Genomic DNA, 18464 nt, shown 5'->3' with positions numbered 1-18464 from the left:
GTAATATTTATACAAATAAATAAAAAAAAATGTTTTTAAAAAATTATTAACTGCTTTAAATGAAATATCAGTCTCTTGCCAATGAGTTGTTTATCCTTAACCGAAAAAATTTTATTTCTCATCTAAAACCCTGTTCTATAGCTATTTTCCATTCGAATGATGAATTTCCTCGAAATGGCGACCAGAATTTTTTATTCAAACAAAACCCCGATTTTTTTTATCTTTCTGGAATTGACCAGGAGCAAAGTATATTAGTATTATTTCCTGATTGTCCTAATCCACTATACAAAGAAGTACTATTTTTAAGACAAACCAGTGAACATATTGCCATTTGGGAAGGACATAAATATACCAAAGAAGAGGCGAAAAAAACATCAGGCATTGAAAATGTTTATTGGTTAAGTGAATATGATACAATACTGCATACTATAATTAACTACGCCGAAAATATTTATGTTAATACAAATGAAAATGACCGTTACAGTCACACCGTTCCGTATCGTGATTTAAGAATGTTTGAGAGTTTAAAGCTCAAATACCCTTTACATCATTATGAAAGATCGGCACCTATACTTCGAAGCCTGCGTGCAGTTAAATCGGACGTCGAAATACAGGCCACTAAAAAAGCCTGCGAAATTACGCGCGACGCTTTTGTACGTGTATTAAAATTCCTTAAGCCAGGTGTAGCTGAATATGAGATTGAAGCCGAAATAAGTCACGAATTTTTAAAGCAAAGGGCTACCGGACATGCTTATAATCCTATTTTGGCATCTGGAAAAAATGCACTTTGTTTGCACTATAATGATAATAACCAGGTTTGTAATGACGGAGATGTTATTCTGTTTGACTTTGCCGCCGAATACGCAAACTATAATGCCGATATGAGCAGGACTGTTCCTGTAAATGGACGTTTCACCAAACGCCAGCGTGATGTTTATAATGCAGTGTTAAGGGTTATGTATGCTGCAACAGAAATGCTTGTTGCCGGTACCGTGTGGAATGATTACCATGATGAAGTTGGTAAAATAATGACTGGAGAATTGATAGGTTTAGGTTTATTAAATAAAAGTGATGTTGATAAACAAGATCCTAAAATGCCATTATATAAAAAGTATTTTATGCATGGTACTTCACACCATTTAGGACTTGATGTGCATGATTTTGCCAGCAGGTATAAAAAGTTTGAGGTGGGTAACATCTTAACTTGCGAACCAGGTATTTATATTCCGGAGGAAGGTTTTGCAGTAAGGATTGAAAACGATATACTGATAACTGCTGATGGTAATATTGACCTGATGGCTGATATCCCGGTTGAAGCAGATCACATTGAAGAAATAATGAACAGTTAATACTGTTGGAGCTTATTTAAAATAATCCTCCAAAAAACTATATAAATTAAACTCCGGTTTAACTGAAGCTTCGGCAATGGTTTGCTGGAGTTTTTTTTTATCTATATCATTCATTCTCCGGTGTTGGATCAATTTGTATGCTTTTTCAGACAGTAAGAATGCTTTTCTGTCGTTTTTTAAGTGCGATGCAGATTTTAAAAAATCAACAACTTCATCCAGCCCCTCACTTTTTGACGCCACAGTTTTAAATACCGGCGGCCCTTGTCCTTTTTTCTGATTTATTATCTTTTTTAAATTATTGGCAAATAAATCAGCATCTGCTCTGTCTGCTTTATTTATAATAAAGGCATCAGCAATTTCCATTAAGCCCGATTTGATGTTTTGAATTTCATCACCGCTTTCGGGCACTAAAACCAAAAGGGTAATATCAGCAAGCCCGGCAATTTCAATTTCTGATTGCCCTACACCAACGGTTTCAATCAAAATATAATCAAAACCGGCAGCGCGTAAAACATCAGTCATCTCAATGGTTTTTGCAGAAAGGCCACCCAATGAACCACGCGTTGCCAACGAGCGGATAAAAACATCCGGATGGTTAAAATGCGGCGCCATCCTTATTCTGTCGCCCAGTAAAGAACCGAAATTAAAAGGGGAGGTTGGATCAATAGCCAAAACAGCTATCTTATTATTACCTGCCAGTAATTTACCAATCAACGAATTTACCAGTGTGCTTTTACCTGCTCCCGGTGGGCCGGTTATACCAATTACAGGTATTTCTTTTTTGAAAGTAAGACTTTTCAATAGTTCATCAGCACCCTTTAAGTCATTCTCCACAATGGTTAAAGCCCGGGCTACTGACCGCAGATCTGAACAGTGTGGTTGAATAGGATGCTCGTTACTTAACATTGATGATCGTTTCTTAATCAACAAAAATAGAATACATTTTAATTTAAGCCCCAATAAAGTAATGAACACTAAATATTATTTATAATTGGCAAATGTGTTAGAAAGCTATATTTGCGGCGCAAAGATGCTCTTTTCCTTCACTCATTGAGGGGTTGACGCATTATTGAAGCCTGAACATAAAAGCTTGATCATACTTAAAAATCATATAAATGAAAGTTGCAGGGTTTACATTTATTAGAAATGCCGTAAAAAACGATTATCCTGTGGTTGAAGCCATAACTTCCATTTTATCCATATGTGATGAATTTGTGGTGGCACTTGGAAATAGCGAAGACGAAACTGAGGCTCTTATTAAAGGTATAAATTCTCCTAAAATCAAGATCGTTAATACCATATGGGATGATAGCATTCGCGAAGGCGGTGCTGTATTTGCCGCGCAAACGGATATTGCTTTTAATCATATATCACCTGATGCCGATTGGGCATTTTATATTCAGGGGGATGAGTGTGTACATGAAAAATATCTACCCCTTATAAAAAAGGAGATGGAAGATAATTTAAATAATGCCGGTGTAGAAGGCTTATTATTTAAATACCTGCATTTTTATGGCTCATATGATTATTATGGACATTCGCGCAGGTGGTACAGACGTGAGATCAGGATTTTGAGAAACAATAAGGCGGTACAGTCTTATCGCGACGCGCAGGGTTTCAGGTGGGATGGCCGTAAAGTAAGAGTGAAGTTAATTGATGCCTATATATACCATTATGGCTGGGTAAAGCCTCCTGCCGGATTAAAAAGCAAATTGCGCAACTTCAATTTGTTTTATCACGATGATGAATGGCTTGCGCAAAATCTGCCCGAAACTTTTGAATTTGATTACAAAAATGCCGACAGGCTGATTCATTTTACCGGAAGTCACCCGGCTGTTATGCAAAAACGAATAGCGGCCACTAACTGGAACCTTAATATAGATTTAAACCAGTTGCATAAAAAAATGACCTTGAGACGAAAACTATTGCAAAAAATAGAAGATTTAACGGGCTGGCGCGTTAGTGAGTACAGAAATTACATTATTGTAAAATAAATAAATTTGGAAATCAAAAAAAGTGTTTCGGTGGTTATTCCCAATTACAATGGGAAACATCTGTTAAAGGAGTACCTGCCTTATACCTATACTGCTTTAAACAAGGCCGGTATTGTTTACGAGCTTATTATTGTAGATGATTGCTCCAAAGACGATTCTGTTGAGTTTATTAAAACCGAATATCCGGAAGTAAAACTAGTTGTTAATCCAGTAAATAAGGGCTTTTCTTTTGCCTGTAACCGTGGTATTGAAGTTACGCAACATGAGTTGATTTTAATTTTAAACTCTGATGTAAAGCTTAGTGCTGATTATTTTGAGCAGCAGTGGAAATACTTTTTAGCTTGGGATACTTTTGGAGTAATGGGCCGCATTATTGATATGGAAGGTGATGACATACAAGATGCCGCGCGTGTACCCAAATTTAATGGACTGAAATTAAAGACAGATTATTTTTGTTATACAAATGATGAAAGTAGCAGACTGTATACTTTTTACCTTTCGGGTGCCAATGCTTTGGTTGATGCCGAAAAATTAAAACAGCTTGGCGGGTTTAGCGAAATATTTTCGCCGTTTTATTGCGAAGATATGGAGTTAAGTATCCGTGCCTGGCGTTTGGGTTGGAAATGCTATTACGAGCATAACTCTATTTGCAGGCACCAGGTATCGGCAAGTACAAAAAATTATGAAACGGCACAATGGGTAAAAAGTATATACTTCCGTAATCGTTTTTACCTTCATGCCATTCATTTAAATGGCGTAGCACTTATGCTTTGGTATATGCAAATCACGCTTATTGATTTAATCCCTAAATTGTTAGGCGGGCATACCTGGATATGGAATAGCTATAAAGAGTTATTTAGAAACCGGGCCCTGATACATCAATACAAAAATAAATTTAAACAACTGCTTACTGCTAATAGCAGCCGGATAACTATTTTTAACGTAGTAACCAAAATACGGTCATCAGTGAAGGATAAGAAGCTACATAAATTTAAGCCCTAATTTTGCCGGATATATAAATGAAACAAGCCCCCCTGGTATCAATTGCATTATGCACTTATAATGGTGCCAAATATTTGGCCGATCAACTGGATACACTCGTAAACCAAACCTATAAGACTTTTGAAATTGTGGTGGTGGATGATTGTTCAACAGATTCGACTGTTCAAATTCTCAATGATTATGCTTCCCGATATCCGCAAATTACGGTTTATAAAAATGAAAGTAATTTAGGCTTTACCAGTAATTTTGAAAAAGCCGTGAAACTATGCAATGGCGAATTTATTGCCTTATGCGATCAGGATGATTTATGGGATCTGCAAAAAATAGAATTGCAGGTTGATGCTATAAAGAATAATGTTTTTGTTTATCACGATTCTGAATTTATTTATGAAGATGGCTCTGCAATGAACAAAAAGGTTTCGGATATCATGAATCTTTATAGAGGTGGTGAGCCGGAGGTTTTTTTGTTCTTTAATTGCGTTTCAGGTCACTCCATATTAATGAAAAAAGAACTCCTGACTGATGCATTGCCTTTAAAACAAAGCTATTTCCATGATTGGTGGCTGGCTTATGTGGCTACTAATGTGGGAACCATTGATTTTATTCCACAATGCCTGGTAAAATACCGTCAGCATGATAGCAGTGATACCAATATTTTGCGTCAACAACGTAAAAATGATAAACATAAACTATCATCGGTACAAAAAATTGAACGTATTGAACAATGGCTTGCCTATTGTTCAGCATTTCCAAAAAATAAAGACCAGCAATTGATAGATAGTTTTTATAAGGCTTATAAAAAGCGTGTACAAAGTTATTTATCTTTTGAACTTAGTGCTTTGTTATTTAAGTACCGCAAAACTATTTTCTACATTCGCAAAAAAAGCAAGCTGAATAGGTTAAACTATATTTACAGCCAGGTTTGGGGAGTAAAAACAAAAAAAATATTTAGCCAGCAATAATAGTAAAGTGTCACGCAGATTTCTGATATAGCTTTCGTTAAGGTACGGCATTGTATATTTGCTGATAGTTATCTGCAAAAAATGTTCATCAATTAAAATATGACCGGTAATTCATTCGATCTAAAAAACGATTATCCTAAAATTTCCATAATCATTGTTACCCTTAATGTGGCAGATGTTATTCAAAATTGTTTGAATAGTATCTATCAGCAGCAATATCCCGCAATTGAAATTGTATTAATGGATGGCGGCAGTACAGATGGGACGGTTGCCATATTAGCAGCCAATGATGATAAAATTGCCTGCTGGAGAAGCGAAAAAGACGGGGGAATTTATGAGGCCATGAACAAAGCCCTTGATCATATAACGGGCGATTGGGTTTACTTTTTAGGGGCTGATGACACGCTTTTTAATGAATTTTCGGAACTTGCTTTTCAGGTAAGGGATAAATCTATTATTTATTATGGCAATGTTTTAATGGATGGTAAAAAGTTCAGAGGCAAGGTTTCTGCCTACCAGCATTCAAAAAGTGCTATTTGTCACCAGGCTATCATCTATCCCAAACAAGTATTTGATAAATACCGGTTTAATACCAAATACCGCATATCTGCCGATCATGAATTAAATATGCGGGCATGGAAGGATAAAGATTTTACTTTTCAATATACCGACCTCACTATAGCCAACTTTAATCACACGGGTGTTTCATCACTTAATCTTGATCAGGATTTGGAAAAGGATAAGGCAAAGCTGATCCTGAAAAACCATGGAGTGGGCAATTGGATAAGGTTTAGTTTCCGTCAATTAAAAGGCACTTTATTTCCTAAAAAGAATAAAAAATCTTCATCCATTTAACCTCTCAACTTAATTTATATAGTTTTCAATTGCTATGGTAATCAAAAACAGAAACTTGTTCAGGGTATGCCGCTTAATATTGCTTAAGCTCCCTTTGTTGTTTCGTTTTTTTGCAAAATTCAGGGACGAACAAAAACGTCTTTTAATAATAAAAACTGATGCCATTGGTGATTATGTGCTTTTCAGAAACTACCTTGAAGTGGTAAGGCAATCTGATCAATTTAAAGATTATGAAATTGATTTGCTTGGCAATACTTTATGGAAAGATATTGCACTTACTTACGATGCTTCTTTTATTAGCAATTTTTATTTCTGTAGTCCCGATAAATTGTATGAAGCTCCTGTCAAATTACTTAAACTGGCATGGCAGCTTTATAAAAATAATTACCAAGTAGTTTTACAGCCATCATTTACACGTGTATTTATTACTGATGGACTAGCAGCATTTACAGTAGCAAAACAAATTATTGGCTTTGAAAGCGATACGGAGGGGATTCCTGCCCAATACAAAAAGAAAACGGATAAGTTTTATACCAGCAGGCTTATTCTGCAACCCAATATTTATTTTGAATTTGAAAGAACAAGGTTCTTTTTCCAAAGTGTTTTAAACTGTAGCATTAACCTGAGTGGGCCATCAATACCTGTCAGAAATGAAATGAAAAATGGAATTGTTATTTTCCCTGGTGCCGGTACAGTAAAACGTGGTTGGGAAAGGGAAAGGTTTCTGGATTTGATAAAGCTTATTATTACAAATACGCAACAGCCCATTTATCTTGCCGGTGGCCCTGCGGAAACGTTAATTGGCGATTATTTAACCGCCAATCTCCCCACCCAAAATGTGGAGAATTTAATAGGCAAAACTTCATTACCTCAACTAATTGAATTAATTGGCCGTGCATCATTAGTAATAGCTAACGAAACCAGCGCTATTCATATAGCTGTTGCAACAAAAACAAAATCAATTTGCATTTTGGGTGGTGGACATTTTGGGCGGTTTGCCCCATATTCCGATGGTTTTGAAAACGCCCCTGTTTGCCTGTTCGAAAAAATGGAGTGTTACAACTGTAATTGGGAATGTAAATTTACAACACTACCAAATCAACCCCATCCCTGTATTTCAAACGTTGGTTTTGCAAAAGTACAACAAGCTTCACTGCAATTATTACAGGCATAGAAATACACATAAAAATAAATTTCAGGCGGAGCATGAAATTTATTTTTAAATAACCAGTTACAATTAAAGACTATACGGTAATTGATTAATTACTGTTAGCTTTGCACGTTTATTTCACTTTTTAATGAAGACTTATTTCAGGTTACTATCTTTTGCTAAGCCAATTGAAAAATTTGCTATCCCATATATTTTATACACCTTATTTTATGTGCTTTTCAGCTCATTGATTTATCCACTGCTGATCCCATTATTAAATACACTCTTTATAAATAACTCATGCGCTGCAACTGCTGCTGAAGTAGTAAAACGTCCAAGCTTTTTGGATCTGACCGGGTGGTTTAAATATTATATGAATTACTTTATACAGATTGAAGGACCTTGGGGTGCTTTAAAATATATATGTTCTATAATTATTTTTACCATGGTAATTGGTAACCTATGCCGTTATCTTTCTGCCCGTACTATGGAAAATTTGCGTTTGCATACCTTACTTAACCTTCGCCGTTCTGTTTTTAACAGCGTAATGGATATGCATTTGGGATATTTTAGCAATCAGCGCAAGGGTGATATTATTTCCAAAATAGCATCTGATGTTCAAGTAGTTCAGTTTTCGGTAACTGCAACCTTGCAGGTTGTTTTTAAAGAACCGGCCCAAATGTTATTTTTCATGTTTATGTTATTTGCCATTTCGGTAAAGCTAACAATAGGGGCATTGCTGGTAGTTCCCGTTTCTGCATTTATTATATCAAAAATTGTAAAGAAATTGAAATCACAGGCTATTGCAGCGCAGCAAACATACGGTACCATGATTAGTTACCTGGATGAAGCGCTTTCGGGTGTTAAGATTGTTAAAGCCTTTAATGCTACGAACTTTATAAAAGGGCGTTTTGATGCTGAGAACACCCGGTATTCAAAAATTTTGCGCTCAATGGCCAAGCGGCAACAATCAGCTTCGCCAGTGTCAGAAACATTGGCCATAATTATGATATCGTGTATTGTGCTTTATGGCGGTTACCTGATTCTTAATAAAAGATCTGATTTAAGCGGAGCTCAATTTATAGCTTACATCGCTATCTTTTCGCAATTAATGAGACCCGCAAAAGCTATATCCGATTCATTTAGTAACATTCACTCAGGCATTGCAGCAGGAGAACGTGTTTTGGCTCTGATTGATGAAAAGCCAATGATAGTAGATGCACCGGATGCTGTACCAGTTAAGGATTTCACCCAGGGCGTACAATTAAAAAATGTGTCGTTTGCTTATGCTGATAAAGTAGTTTTATCAGACATTAATTTAACCGTACCGAAAGGAAAAACAGTTGCCTTAGTCGGGCCATCGGGTGGGGGGAAATCAACCTTAATTGATTTGTTCCCGAGGTTTATTGAACCACAAATCGGGGAGATACTCATAGATGGCAAAAATATACAATCGGTAACCATGGATTCCCTCAGGGCGTTAATGGGTATTGTAAATCAGGAGTCGATTCTATTTAACGATACTATTTTTAATAACATAGCATTTGGCAAAACCAATGTGACAAAAGAAGATGTGGAAGCGGCTGCGCGCATTGCTAATGCACACAACTTTATTATAGAAACAGAAAAAGGTTATGACACCAATATAGGTGATCGTGGTACTAAATTATCCGGTGGTCAAAGGCAAAGGATTTGTATTGCAAGAGCAGTATTAAATAATCCGCCAATTATGTTGCTTGATGAAGCTACCTCAGCTTTGGATACAGAATCAGAAAAACTAGTTCAGGATGCCTTAAATAACCTGATGAAAAACCGCACTTCATTAATCATAGCTCACCGCCTGAGCACCATTCAGAATGCTGATATAATTGTAGTGTTAGAGAATGGGAAAATTGTTGAGCAGGGCAATCACCAGGAGCTTATATCCAGCAACGGATTATACCGAAGGCTCATCGATATGCAAACCTTTAATGCTGATTGATACGATGTAACAAAAATGTTTCATCCTGAGAAGAAGCATTTTATTTGCATTATGACTGACTTATAGCTGTATAAAGTAACCTAACAATATTGTTACCTTATTTTTATACTATTCAGTTAAACTTTCGGTTTCCTTTGGAGTTTAATTGTAAAAGCCACAAGTATGTCTTCACTTTACAATACCCATTATCAAACAAAATCGGCAGTATTGTTTGTTATATTTAACAGGCCCGATACTACGTTTAAAGTGTTTGAACAGATAAAAGCAGCAAAACCCAAACGTTTATATATTGCTGCGGATGCTCCGCGTGAAAACGTTTTGGAAGATGAATTATTATGTAAACAAGCAAGAAGCGTGGCGGATAGTATTGACTGGGAGTGCGAAGTAAAAACGCTTTTTAACGAAAAAAATAAAGGCTGTAAAGATGGTGTTTCGGCGGCTGTTGATTGGTTTTTTACTAATGAAGAGGAAGGAATCGTTTTGGAAGATGACTGCCTGCCGGCAAACAGCTTCTTTAAGTTTTGTGATACCCTGCTCGAAAAATATCGTGATGACACCCGTATAAGGCATATTACCGGCTGCAACCTGCAGGATGGAAAAAAATGGGGAAATGCATCGTACTACTTCGCAAACCGTACCCATGTTTGGGGCTGGGCAAGTTGGAGGAGGGTTTGGAAGGATTATGATAAAAGTCTGAATAATTATAACGAACAGGAGGTTAAAGATCAAATTAACAATATCTATAACGATAGTTTGATAGTTACTTGTTGGGTCGAAATTTTTCATGCAATGAAAGCCGGTAAAATAAATTCATGGGCCTTCCCACTTGATTTTGTTAATTTTTTTAACAATGGTCTTACGATCATCCCTAACGAAAATTTAATCTCAAATATTGGTTTTGGTGCTAATGCAACCCATACAACTGCCGAAGATAATATTTTCGCCAATGTTCCCTTAAGCGAAATAAATGAGATAACACACCCTGTTTTTATTTTGCCCGAAAAAAATGCTGATCGTTTTACAATGAATATTGAATTTAGTATTGAGGCAAAGAAGAAAAAAGAAAACTCATTTAAAAGAAAGGCCAAGAGATTTGCAAAGAGTATTCTAAAACAGGCAGCAATATTTAGTTTAAGCTAAAATGACTGTTAAAGCAAATAAACGTTATTGTTAGTCCATTAAACAACACTTTTCTGGTTAGTGCTAAATGAAAAAGACAGGTGTTTAATTAAAAATACCTGTCTTTTTTAGTATATCAAATTAATCTTTATTGAAACTTAAATCCTAAACCAATTTGCCAGGTTTCATTACGATAGCCAGGGATATAATAACTATTGTCATTAGTTTCCTGCAAATCGTACGTATATCTGAAGCGTAATTCAACATTTCTGTTTAAATCAAACCCAACACCCACAACGCCACCCAAGACCGGACTATCAGAAGTAGTACTATAATTTTGTTGAGCGGTTTGGGTAAACCCATTATCGTAAGTATTGCTTGTTGATATCGGGAAAGAGATTTGTGGCCCAATCACAAAATTAACAAATGGCGATAAGCGGAATTTAGCCAATAATGGCACGTCTATGAAATTACTGCGCTGGGTAAAATTACCATCTGTAGTTTGTGCAGTATAACCTTTTTGCGAAAATAGAACTTCCGGTGCAAAAGATAATGGATAAGCAATCGGAATATCTAAAGTTAAGCCCACATTAAAAGCTGCTATTGAACCTGTGGAATAGCCTGCATTATATGCACTGTAGGCATCTGCAATACTCAACCCTCCGGCTATACCAACTCTAACCTTGTAAAAATCATCAGACTGACGGCGTGGTGGCGGCCGTCTAACAGGGCGGGGTCCATAATAATAACCTTGTGCGCTCACTGAGCCTGCCACTAGCAGGCATATAGCAAAGAAGATAACTTTTTTCATACAATATTTGTTTAATACATCCATAGATTGAATTTTATTGAAAAGGTTTATTCGCAACCTCATTTTAATTATAGTTTCAGTGCTAACGCTATAAGTTGTGGTTTAGTTTGTGATAATTTCTTTACATAAAAATCAATAGGTGCCGCTAAAATCTAGCCATCAAAATAAGATTTAACCTACATTTGAAACATGAAGATATTTAACAGACCATCCAGGTGTATTTTGATAATTGTTATAAGTCTTATTTCGCTTAATGTTTTTGGGCAAAAGGATGATTTTATACAATCATTAAATCATCAAAATCATTGGGTTGATTCTGTTTTTAAAAAAATGAACCGCCGCAAAAAAGTAGCACAACTGTTTTTTATACGTGCCCATACCGACAAGGGGCTGGCTTATGAAGATTCGGTTGCCAAAATAATAAGTGATGAGCAGGTTGGTGGCCTGGTATTTTTTCAGGGAGGTCCGGTAAGGCAGGCTGATTTGATTAACCGCTATCAAAAACTGGTAAATGTACCCTTAATAATAGCCATGGATGGCGAATGGGGCATTGGTATGCGATTGGACTCTACCATTTCATATCCTTATCAAATGACCCTTGGCGCCATACAGGACAATAAACTGATTTATAAAATGGGGCAACAGGTTGCCTATGATTTTAAGCGCCTGGGTATGCAAATGAATTTTGGTCCGGATATGGATATCAATAATAATCCCAATAATCCGGTAATTAATTACCGCTCATTTGGTGATAATAAGTACAACGTTGCCGCCAAAGGAATAGCCTACCTTAAAGGAATGCAGGATGAGGGCCTTTTAACTACCGCAAAGCATTTTCCCGGTCATGGTGATACCAATGTTGATTCTCACCTGGATTTGCCTTTATTACCCTTTACCCGGGAGCGGTTAGATACATTGGAGGAGTATCCTTTCAGGGAAGCTATAAAAGCAGGAATAAGCGGAGTAATGATAGCGCATATGGATATTCCGGCACTGGATAGTACAAAGAAACTACCATCTACTTTATCAAGACCAATAGTTACTGGCATATTAAGAGATTCACTGAATTTTAAGGGCCTTGTTGTATCTGATGCTATGGAAATGAAAGCCGTAGTAAAATACTTTCCAAATGGAGAGGCTGATGTAAAAGCTTTTTTAGCAGGCAATGATATTATTGAGTTATCGGAGAATTCTCAACGTGCTATAAAACTCATCCGTAAGGTAGTTCGCAAAGATCAGATTTCCCAAACGGAATTTGATGCCCGTGTTAAAAAGATATTAGCCGCTAAATATTGGGCCGGTTTAAATCATTATAAAGAAGTTTCAACTGAAAATTTAACAACAGACCTTAATCGGCCTATAGCAAAAGAACTGGTTCAGCAGCTTAGTGATGCAGCTGTTACCGTTTTAAAAGGCGACGGCACTGCAATACAAATGGATGCCCTGCAAAAAACGGCAATAGTGAGTATTGGGGTTGATAAATTTACCGTTTTTCAGCAGGAAATGGCCAGGGCATATCCCATAAATTCTTTGTTTACAGTAAATAAAAATGCACCTGCAACCGAATTAAAAGCCTTACTGCAAACATTACAGCAGTTTAACCAGGTTTATGTAAGTATCAATGATACCCGTTTACGCCCCGCAAGTAAGTTGGATTATAGCAACGATGTTAAAAACTTCATCACCTCGCTGGCATCAAATAATCGTACTGTAATTACTGTTTTTGCCAATGCTTACACAATAGCCGGTTTGCCCGGCATTGAGAAATGCGGAGCATTGCTGGCCTGCTATCAAATGACAGATGATTTGCAGCGTTCGGCTGTAAAAGTAATTACCAGACAATTGCAACCAGGAGGTAGACTGCCTGTAACTATTAATTCAATGTTCACAACCGGGTTAGGGTTAAGATTATAATATAAATTGGGGGCATTTAACTATTTTTCATTGTTGTGTAATATTTACAATGGCTTGCTATTCAAAGGTATAAGTCATTAAATTTGTGTGTAATCATTGTTAACTTCTATTAACAATGTTCTTTTCTAAATGCTTTTTGTTTATCTCTAAACCCATTAAAATCATGAAGAAATTAATTTTTTACTCACTTTTTTTAATTATTAGCTTATTTTTTCTGAAGGCTGATGCACAAAATGTTGCCTTAGGTATCAGGGGCGGTCTCAGTATTCCAAATCTTACGGCCGGTGGAGGGAATGAAAATCCGCTTAATACGGGTTACAGCTCCAGGGAGGGTGTTGATGCAGGCATATTTGCCGAATTTAAATTTTCAGACTTATTTTCCATTCAACCTATGATTGAATATTCATCACAGGGCGGTAAAAAGGATGGGTTGCAGGCTTTTCCAACACCAGCAGAATTGTCGGCCATGTATCCACCCGGACAAGCGCCAACTTATCTTTATGCAAAATATAATAGTACGGCCAAATTAAACTACCTGATGTTGCCAATTCTGGCAAAATTTGGCTGGAACTTTAAATCTTCGCCCTTTAGATTTTATGTAGATGCGGGTCCATTCCTTGGATATTTGGTATATGCTCATCAAATAACCAGTGGCACAAGTGATTTTTATACAGATCCGGCAGGAACACAAGCTTTACCTGTTGGGCCACAATCATTTAATAGCAATGATGATATTAAAGATCAGTTACATAAGGTGAACGTAGGTTTTGAAGGTAACGTTGGTTTCGCTTATAAATTTAAAAAGAGCTATATTTTTATTGAAGGTGGTGGTAACTATGGCTTTCTCAATATTCAAAAAGGAACTGCAAACGGGAAAAATAACGCAGGTGCAGGCACAGTTGCTGTAGGGTATAGTTTTTGGCTATAGTAATATAAGAGCGTTGTAAACATGCTGTTTATATAATGAATTTTGTTTTGTACCATTACATAGCGGTTTGGTTACCATTCCGCTATTTCTTTTTAATCCGCAGCTATGGAAAATATAAAGATAAAGGCCATCATAACAGGTACAACCGGAATGGTAGGCGAGGGCGTGTTGCACGAATGTTTGCTTCACCCCGCAGTTGATGCAGTTTTAGTGATTAACCGTAAGCCTTGCGGTGTTATACATCCTAAACTTAAAGAGATTATCCATCATGATTTTTATGACCTTTCGGCAATTGAAGATCAGCTTTCTGGCTACAATGCCTGTTACTTCTGTTTAGGTGTTTCATCAGTAGGCATGAAAGAGCCGGAATATTATAAGCTTACTTATACCTTAACCATGCAAGTGGCCCAAACATTGAGCAGGTTAAATACGGATATGACCTTCTGTTATGTTTCGGGCGGAGGTACGGATAGTACTGAAAAAGGCCGATCCATGTGGGCCAGGGTAAAAGGAAAAACCGAAAACGATTTGATGAAGTTGCCATTTAAACAGGTATTCGCTTTTAGGCCGGGTTATATGCATCCTACAAAAGAATTAAAAAATACCTTATCCTATTACAAATATTTAAGCTGGATGTATCCTTTTTTCAGGGCTGTGTTTCCCAATTTTGTAAGCACGCTTGCTGAACTTGGCCTGGCCATGATAAATGTTACCCGTTTCGGGTACAGCAAGGCAATTATTGATGTAAAAGACATTATTATTCTTTCCAAGATGCAATAGCTAATGAGTTTGATTTTTTTAGGAATATAACTCTGCATTAGTTTAAATTAGTATGGCCAAAAAATCAAAACAATGGATAAGAAATACTACATGATTAAACTTATTCCCACTCGTCCAACATTTTCGCAAGACATGACACCTGATGAACGAAGCATAATGCAGCAGCATGTAATTTATTGGCGCGGAATGATGGAGAAAGGCTTTGTAATTACCTTTGGGCCGGTGCTTGATCCCAACGGCGTGTATGGTTTAGGCATTATAGTAGCCGATGATGAAGCACAGGTTCGTGCTTTTATGGCTGATGATCCTGCCACTAGTATAAATACCTTTGAGTTTAACCAGATGCTGGCAGTAGTGAAAAGTTAAAGCAATGTAATAAGGGCAAGTTTTAGTTTACTAGACTCAATATCACTTTCTATCTCTCCGCATCTTTGTTACCTTTACTCATCAATGACGCAATCTACCCCCAATAAATACAACGAAAAATTTCAGCAGGCACTGGCCCAGTTAAATCCTGAACAGTTGGCTGCTGTTAATAAGATGGACGGTCCTGTTTTGGTTATTGCCGGTCCCGGAACAGGTAAAACACAAATACTGGCAGCCCGTATTGGCAAAATATTGTTAGAAACCGATGCCAACGCCCATGAAATTTTATGTTTAACCTATACTGATGCAGGTGCTGTTGCCATGCGCAAGCGTCTTTTTGAATTTATAGGCCCCGATGCATACCGGGTTAATATTTATACGTTTCATGCTTTTTGTAACGAGATCATTCAGGAAAACCTTGATTACTTTGGCAAACTCAATCTGGAGGCATTATCTGATTTGGAATCAGCGATGCTTTTTCGCGAATTGGTAGATGAATTTGCAAATGACCATTTATTAAAGCGTTTTACTGGCGATATTTATTACGATACCCCCCGTTTAAAAGACCTTTTTTCGACTATGAAAAAAGAAGACTGGAGCGAAGATGTGATTACAGAAGCCGTTAACGAATATCTGAAAGATCTGCATCTGCGCGATGGCTTTTTTTATAAACGTGCCAATGCCACCAAAGGCATCAAAGCGGGTGATCCTAATCAGCGCGAAATTGATAAAGCGCATGATACCATGAGGAAATTGCTAGCGGCAGTTGGTGAGTATCGAAATTTCGATAAAAAGATGAAGAATCGCGGCCGTTATGATTATGACGACATGATTCTTTGGGTGCTGAAAGCTTTTCGCGAAAATGAAGAATTACTGCGCCGTTACCAGGAACGTTATCAATATATTTTGGTGGATGAATTTCAGGATACCAGTGGCTCACAAAATGAGTTGTTAAAGTTTATATTGAATTACTGGGAAATCCCCAACGTGTTTGTGGTGGGCGATGATGACCAGTCGATCTTCAAGTTCCAGGGTGCCAACATGAAAAACATTCTGGATTTTGCTAATGATTATGTCAGTTCACTGCACACGGTGGTATTAAAACAAAACTATCGTTCCAATCAGCAAATTCTCGATATCTCAAAAGCGCTCATCAACAACAATCACGAACGTTTAACCACGCAGCTGGCACTCGACAAAAACCTGCGGGCTGCACATCCCAGGTTTATTAACCTCGAGGTGGCCCCGGTTATAAATGAATATGAAAACCCCGATCAGGAACTGGTTGATGTAGCCATGCAAATTAAACACCTGCTTGCAAATGGTATAGAGCCGGGTGAAATTGCTGTAATTTACCGTAACCATAGTCAGGTAGAAGATCTGGTTCAATTTCTGGACACGCAAAGTATTGCCGTAAACACCAAACGTAAATTAGACATATTTACCCTGCCTTTTGGCGAAAAGATCATCAATATACTGCGTTACCTGGCAATGGAAATGGATTCGCCTTATAGCGGTGATGAATTATTATTCGAGATTTTACACTACGATTTTTTTGATATCCCACCTATTGAAGTAGCCAAAGCAAGTGTTGCGGTTGCCAAAGAGAATTTCTCTACTTCGCGCAATAATGAGCCTAAAACATCTTTGCGTCGTTACATTAGCCAGCTAAAGGTTCCTGCTCAAACCGGACTATTTGACCAGCCCGATGAAAGAAAGATAAAATTTTTGATAAACGATATTGATGAACTGTTAACCTATTCGTTTAGCAATACGCTGCAACAGCTTTTTCAGCAAACCATAGCCAAAATGGGCATCCTGAAATATATTATGCAGCAGCCCAATAAAGGATGGTACATGCAGGTGCTTACTAATTTCTTCGATTTTTTGAAGGATGAAAGCCGCAAGAACCCGGAAATTAAACTAGCAGACCTGATAGATATCATCCACTTGATGAAGGAAAATAAGATTAGACTGTCGCTGAACCAGGTGATATTTTCAGAAAACGGCATCAATTTTTTAACCGCTCACGGATCAAAGGGGCTGGAGTTTGAACATGTGTTCCTTATAGGTGCCAACAAGAAAATATGGGACAGCAAAGGACGGAATTATGGTTTTAGCTATCCGGATACTTTAACCCAGGCACCTGATGATGAAATAGCACAGCGTGAAGAGGCCCGTCGCTTGTTTTACGTGGCTATTACCCGTGCCAAACAGTGTTTATCTATATCCTTTGCCGGTAGAGATAAAAACGGAAAAGATCAGGAAGCATCTCAATTTGTTGGGGAGATATTGGCTGATACGCATCTGCAATTACAATATCCTAAAGTAAGCGAGGACGCTATGCTGGAGTTTTTGGCTATCCAGTTCACCGAAAAAGATCAGCCGAAAATAGAACTATTGAATAATAATTACATTGATCAGTTGCTGCAAAATTATACGCTGTCGGTAACTCACTTAAGTAACTATTTGGATTGTCCGCTGCGGTTTTATTTTCAATGTTTAATAAGGGTACCGGCAGGAAAAAGTCCTTCGGCTACTTTTGGACAGGCTGTGCACTGGGCATTGAATAAAGCTTTCAAAAATTTGAAAGATGACGGCAATGAATTCCCGTTGACAGACGACTTTATGAAAGAGTTCCGCTGGTACATGTACCGTAATCGCGATTCATTCACCAAAGAAGAATTTAAATTGCGTCTTGATTACGGTGAGAAAATTCTGCCTGATTATTATAACCAGAACATACATGTTTGGAATAAAATAGCGGTAACGGAACGCAGCATAAAAAATGTGGAGGTGCAGGGCGTGCCTATAAAAGGCAACCTGGATAAGGTGGAGTTTGTTGGTAAACATGCTACCGTGGTTGATTATAAGACCGGCAAATTAAAATATGCAAAAGATAAATTCCTGCGCCCAACAGATGATGAACCAAATGGGGGCGATTACTGGCGCCAGGCAGTGTTTTATAAAATATTGATAGATAATGACCACTCGCTGGACTGGGAGGTTGTAAGTACCTTATTTGAGTTTGTAGAGCCCATTGATGAGGGTGAATATCATAAAGAAAAAGTAGTGATCACCCAGGAGGATACAGAAACGGTTACAGGCCAGATAACAACCGTTTATCAAAAAATTATGGCCCACGATTTTAATACCGGCTGCGGGAAAAAAGAATGTGATTGGTGTCATTTTGTGAAAAGTAATTTTAAACAAGTGGGAGACGTGATGCAGGAGGAAGAAGAAATATAAGAAT

At 37.4% G+C, this 18464-nt stretch carries 15 protein-coding genes; 13 read left to right on the top strand and 2 right to left on the bottom strand.

Going from position 1 to position 18464, the window contains the following annotated elements; translation table 11 throughout:
- Positions 1 to 59 precede the first annotated feature (59 nt).
- Complete coding sequence (locus tag JN11_RS11645; RefSeq protein ID WP_144912734.1) at positions 60 to 1349, top strand: aminopeptidase P N-terminal domain-containing protein; 1290 nt, start codon at positions 60 to 62, stop codon at positions 1347 to 1349.
- A 12-nt stretch (positions 1350 to 1361) separates the two neighbouring features.
- Here JN11_RS11645 and meaB read toward each other — a convergent pair whose 3' ends face one another.
- Positions 1362 to 2255: a methylmalonyl Co-A mutase-associated GTPase MeaB gene (meaB, locus tag JN11_RS11640; RefSeq protein WP_144912732.1), complete on the bottom strand. Its 894-nt coding sequence runs from the start codon at positions 2253 to 2255 to the stop codon at positions 1362 to 1364.
- Between the two features lie 209 nt (positions 2256 to 2464).
- Between meaB and JN11_RS11635 the strand changes: the two genes are divergently transcribed.
- The 7 genes from JN11_RS11635 (at position 2465) to JN11_RS11605 (ending at position 10433) form a co-directional block, all read left to right on the top strand.
- Positions 2465 to 3343, top strand: coding sequence for a glycosyltransferase family protein (locus JN11_RS11635; RefSeq protein ID WP_144912730.1), 879 nt, complete (start codon positions 2465 to 2467; stop codon positions 3341 to 3343).
- A 6-nt stretch (positions 3344 to 3349) separates the two neighbouring features.
- Positions 3350 to 4345 carry a glycosyltransferase family 2 protein gene (locus tag JN11_RS11630; RefSeq protein ID WP_246138995.1) on the top strand — a complete coding sequence of 332 codons (996 nt, stop codon included), beginning with the start codon at positions 3350 to 3352 and terminating at the stop codon, positions 4343 to 4345.
- A gap of 17 nt (positions 4346 to 4362) precedes the next feature.
- Positions 4363 to 5307: a glycosyltransferase family 2 protein gene (locus JN11_RS11625; RefSeq protein WP_144912729.1), complete on the top strand. Its 945-nt coding sequence runs from the start codon at positions 4363 to 4365 to the stop codon at positions 5305 to 5307.
- 99 nt (positions 5308 to 5406) lie between these two features.
- The gene (locus JN11_RS11620; protein ID WP_144912727.1) at positions 5407 to 6162 is read left to right on the top strand and encodes a glycosyltransferase family 2 protein; all 756 of its coding nucleotides are present in this window, start codon (positions 5407 to 5409) and stop codon (positions 6160 to 6162) included.
- Positions 6163 to 6196: 34 nt separating this feature from the next.
- Positions 6197 to 7336 carry a glycosyltransferase family 9 protein gene (locus JN11_RS11615; protein ID WP_144912725.1) on the top strand — a complete coding sequence of 380 codons (1140 nt, stop codon included), beginning with the start codon at positions 6197 to 6199 and terminating at the stop codon, positions 7334 to 7336.
- 124 nt (positions 7337 to 7460) lie between these two features.
- A complete protein-coding gene (locus JN11_RS11610; protein ID WP_144912723.1) occupies positions 7461 to 9293 on the top strand; it encodes an ABC transporter ATP-binding protein in 1833 nt (610 codons plus the stop codon).
- A gap of 162 nt (positions 9294 to 9455) precedes the next feature.
- Positions 9456 to 10433 carry a nucleotide-diphospho-sugar transferase gene (locus JN11_RS11605; RefSeq protein WP_144912722.1) on the top strand — a complete coding sequence of 326 codons (978 nt, stop codon included), beginning with the start codon at positions 9456 to 9458 and terminating at the stop codon, positions 10431 to 10433.
- Positions 10434 to 10560: 127 nt separating this feature from the next.
- Here JN11_RS11605 and JN11_RS11600 read toward each other — a convergent pair whose 3' ends face one another.
- Positions 10561 to 11223: an outer membrane beta-barrel protein gene (locus JN11_RS11600; RefSeq protein WP_144912720.1), complete on the bottom strand. Its 663-nt coding sequence runs from the start codon at positions 11221 to 11223 to the stop codon at positions 10561 to 10563.
- 189 nt (positions 11224 to 11412) lie between these two features.
- On the opposite strand from JN11_RS11600, the gene JN11_RS11595 reads away from it, so the two are divergent.
- From JN11_RS11595 to JN11_RS11575, 5 genes are all read left to right on the top strand, one after another.
- The gene (locus tag JN11_RS11595) at positions 11413 to 13137 is read left to right on the top strand and encodes a glycoside hydrolase family 3 protein (RefSeq protein WP_144912718.1); all 1725 of its coding nucleotides are present in this window, start codon (positions 11413 to 11415) and stop codon (positions 13135 to 13137) included.
- 163 nt (positions 13138 to 13300) lie between these two features.
- A complete protein-coding gene (locus JN11_RS11590; protein WP_170227745.1) occupies positions 13301 to 14065 on the top strand; it encodes a porin family protein in 765 nt (254 codons plus the stop codon).
- Positions 14066 to 14170: 105 nt separating this feature from the next.
- Complete coding sequence (locus tag JN11_RS11585; protein ID WP_211360735.1) at positions 14171 to 14845, top strand: NAD-dependent epimerase/dehydratase family protein; 675 nt, start codon at positions 14171 to 14173, stop codon at positions 14843 to 14845.
- 72 nt (positions 14846 to 14917) lie between these two features.
- Entirely contained in the window at positions 14918 to 15211 is a 294-nt protein-coding gene (locus JN11_RS11580; RefSeq protein ID WP_144912715.1) for a YciI family protein, read from the top strand.
- Between the two features lie 84 nt (positions 15212 to 15295).
- Complete coding sequence (locus JN11_RS11575; RefSeq protein WP_144912714.1) at positions 15296 to 18460, top strand: ATP-dependent DNA helicase; 3165 nt, start codon at positions 15296 to 15298, stop codon at positions 18458 to 18460.
- Positions 18461 to 18464: the final 4 nt, after the last annotated feature.

The sequence above is a fragment of the Mucilaginibacter frigoritolerans genome (assembly GCF_007830615.1).
In the GTDB taxonomy this organism is placed as follows: Bacteria; Bacteroidota; Bacteroidia; order Sphingobacteriales; family Sphingobacteriaceae; genus Mucilaginibacter; species Mucilaginibacter frigoritolerans.
Note: the sequence above shows the minus strand (reverse complement) of the source record. Positions and strands in the feature narration are given on the sequence as shown.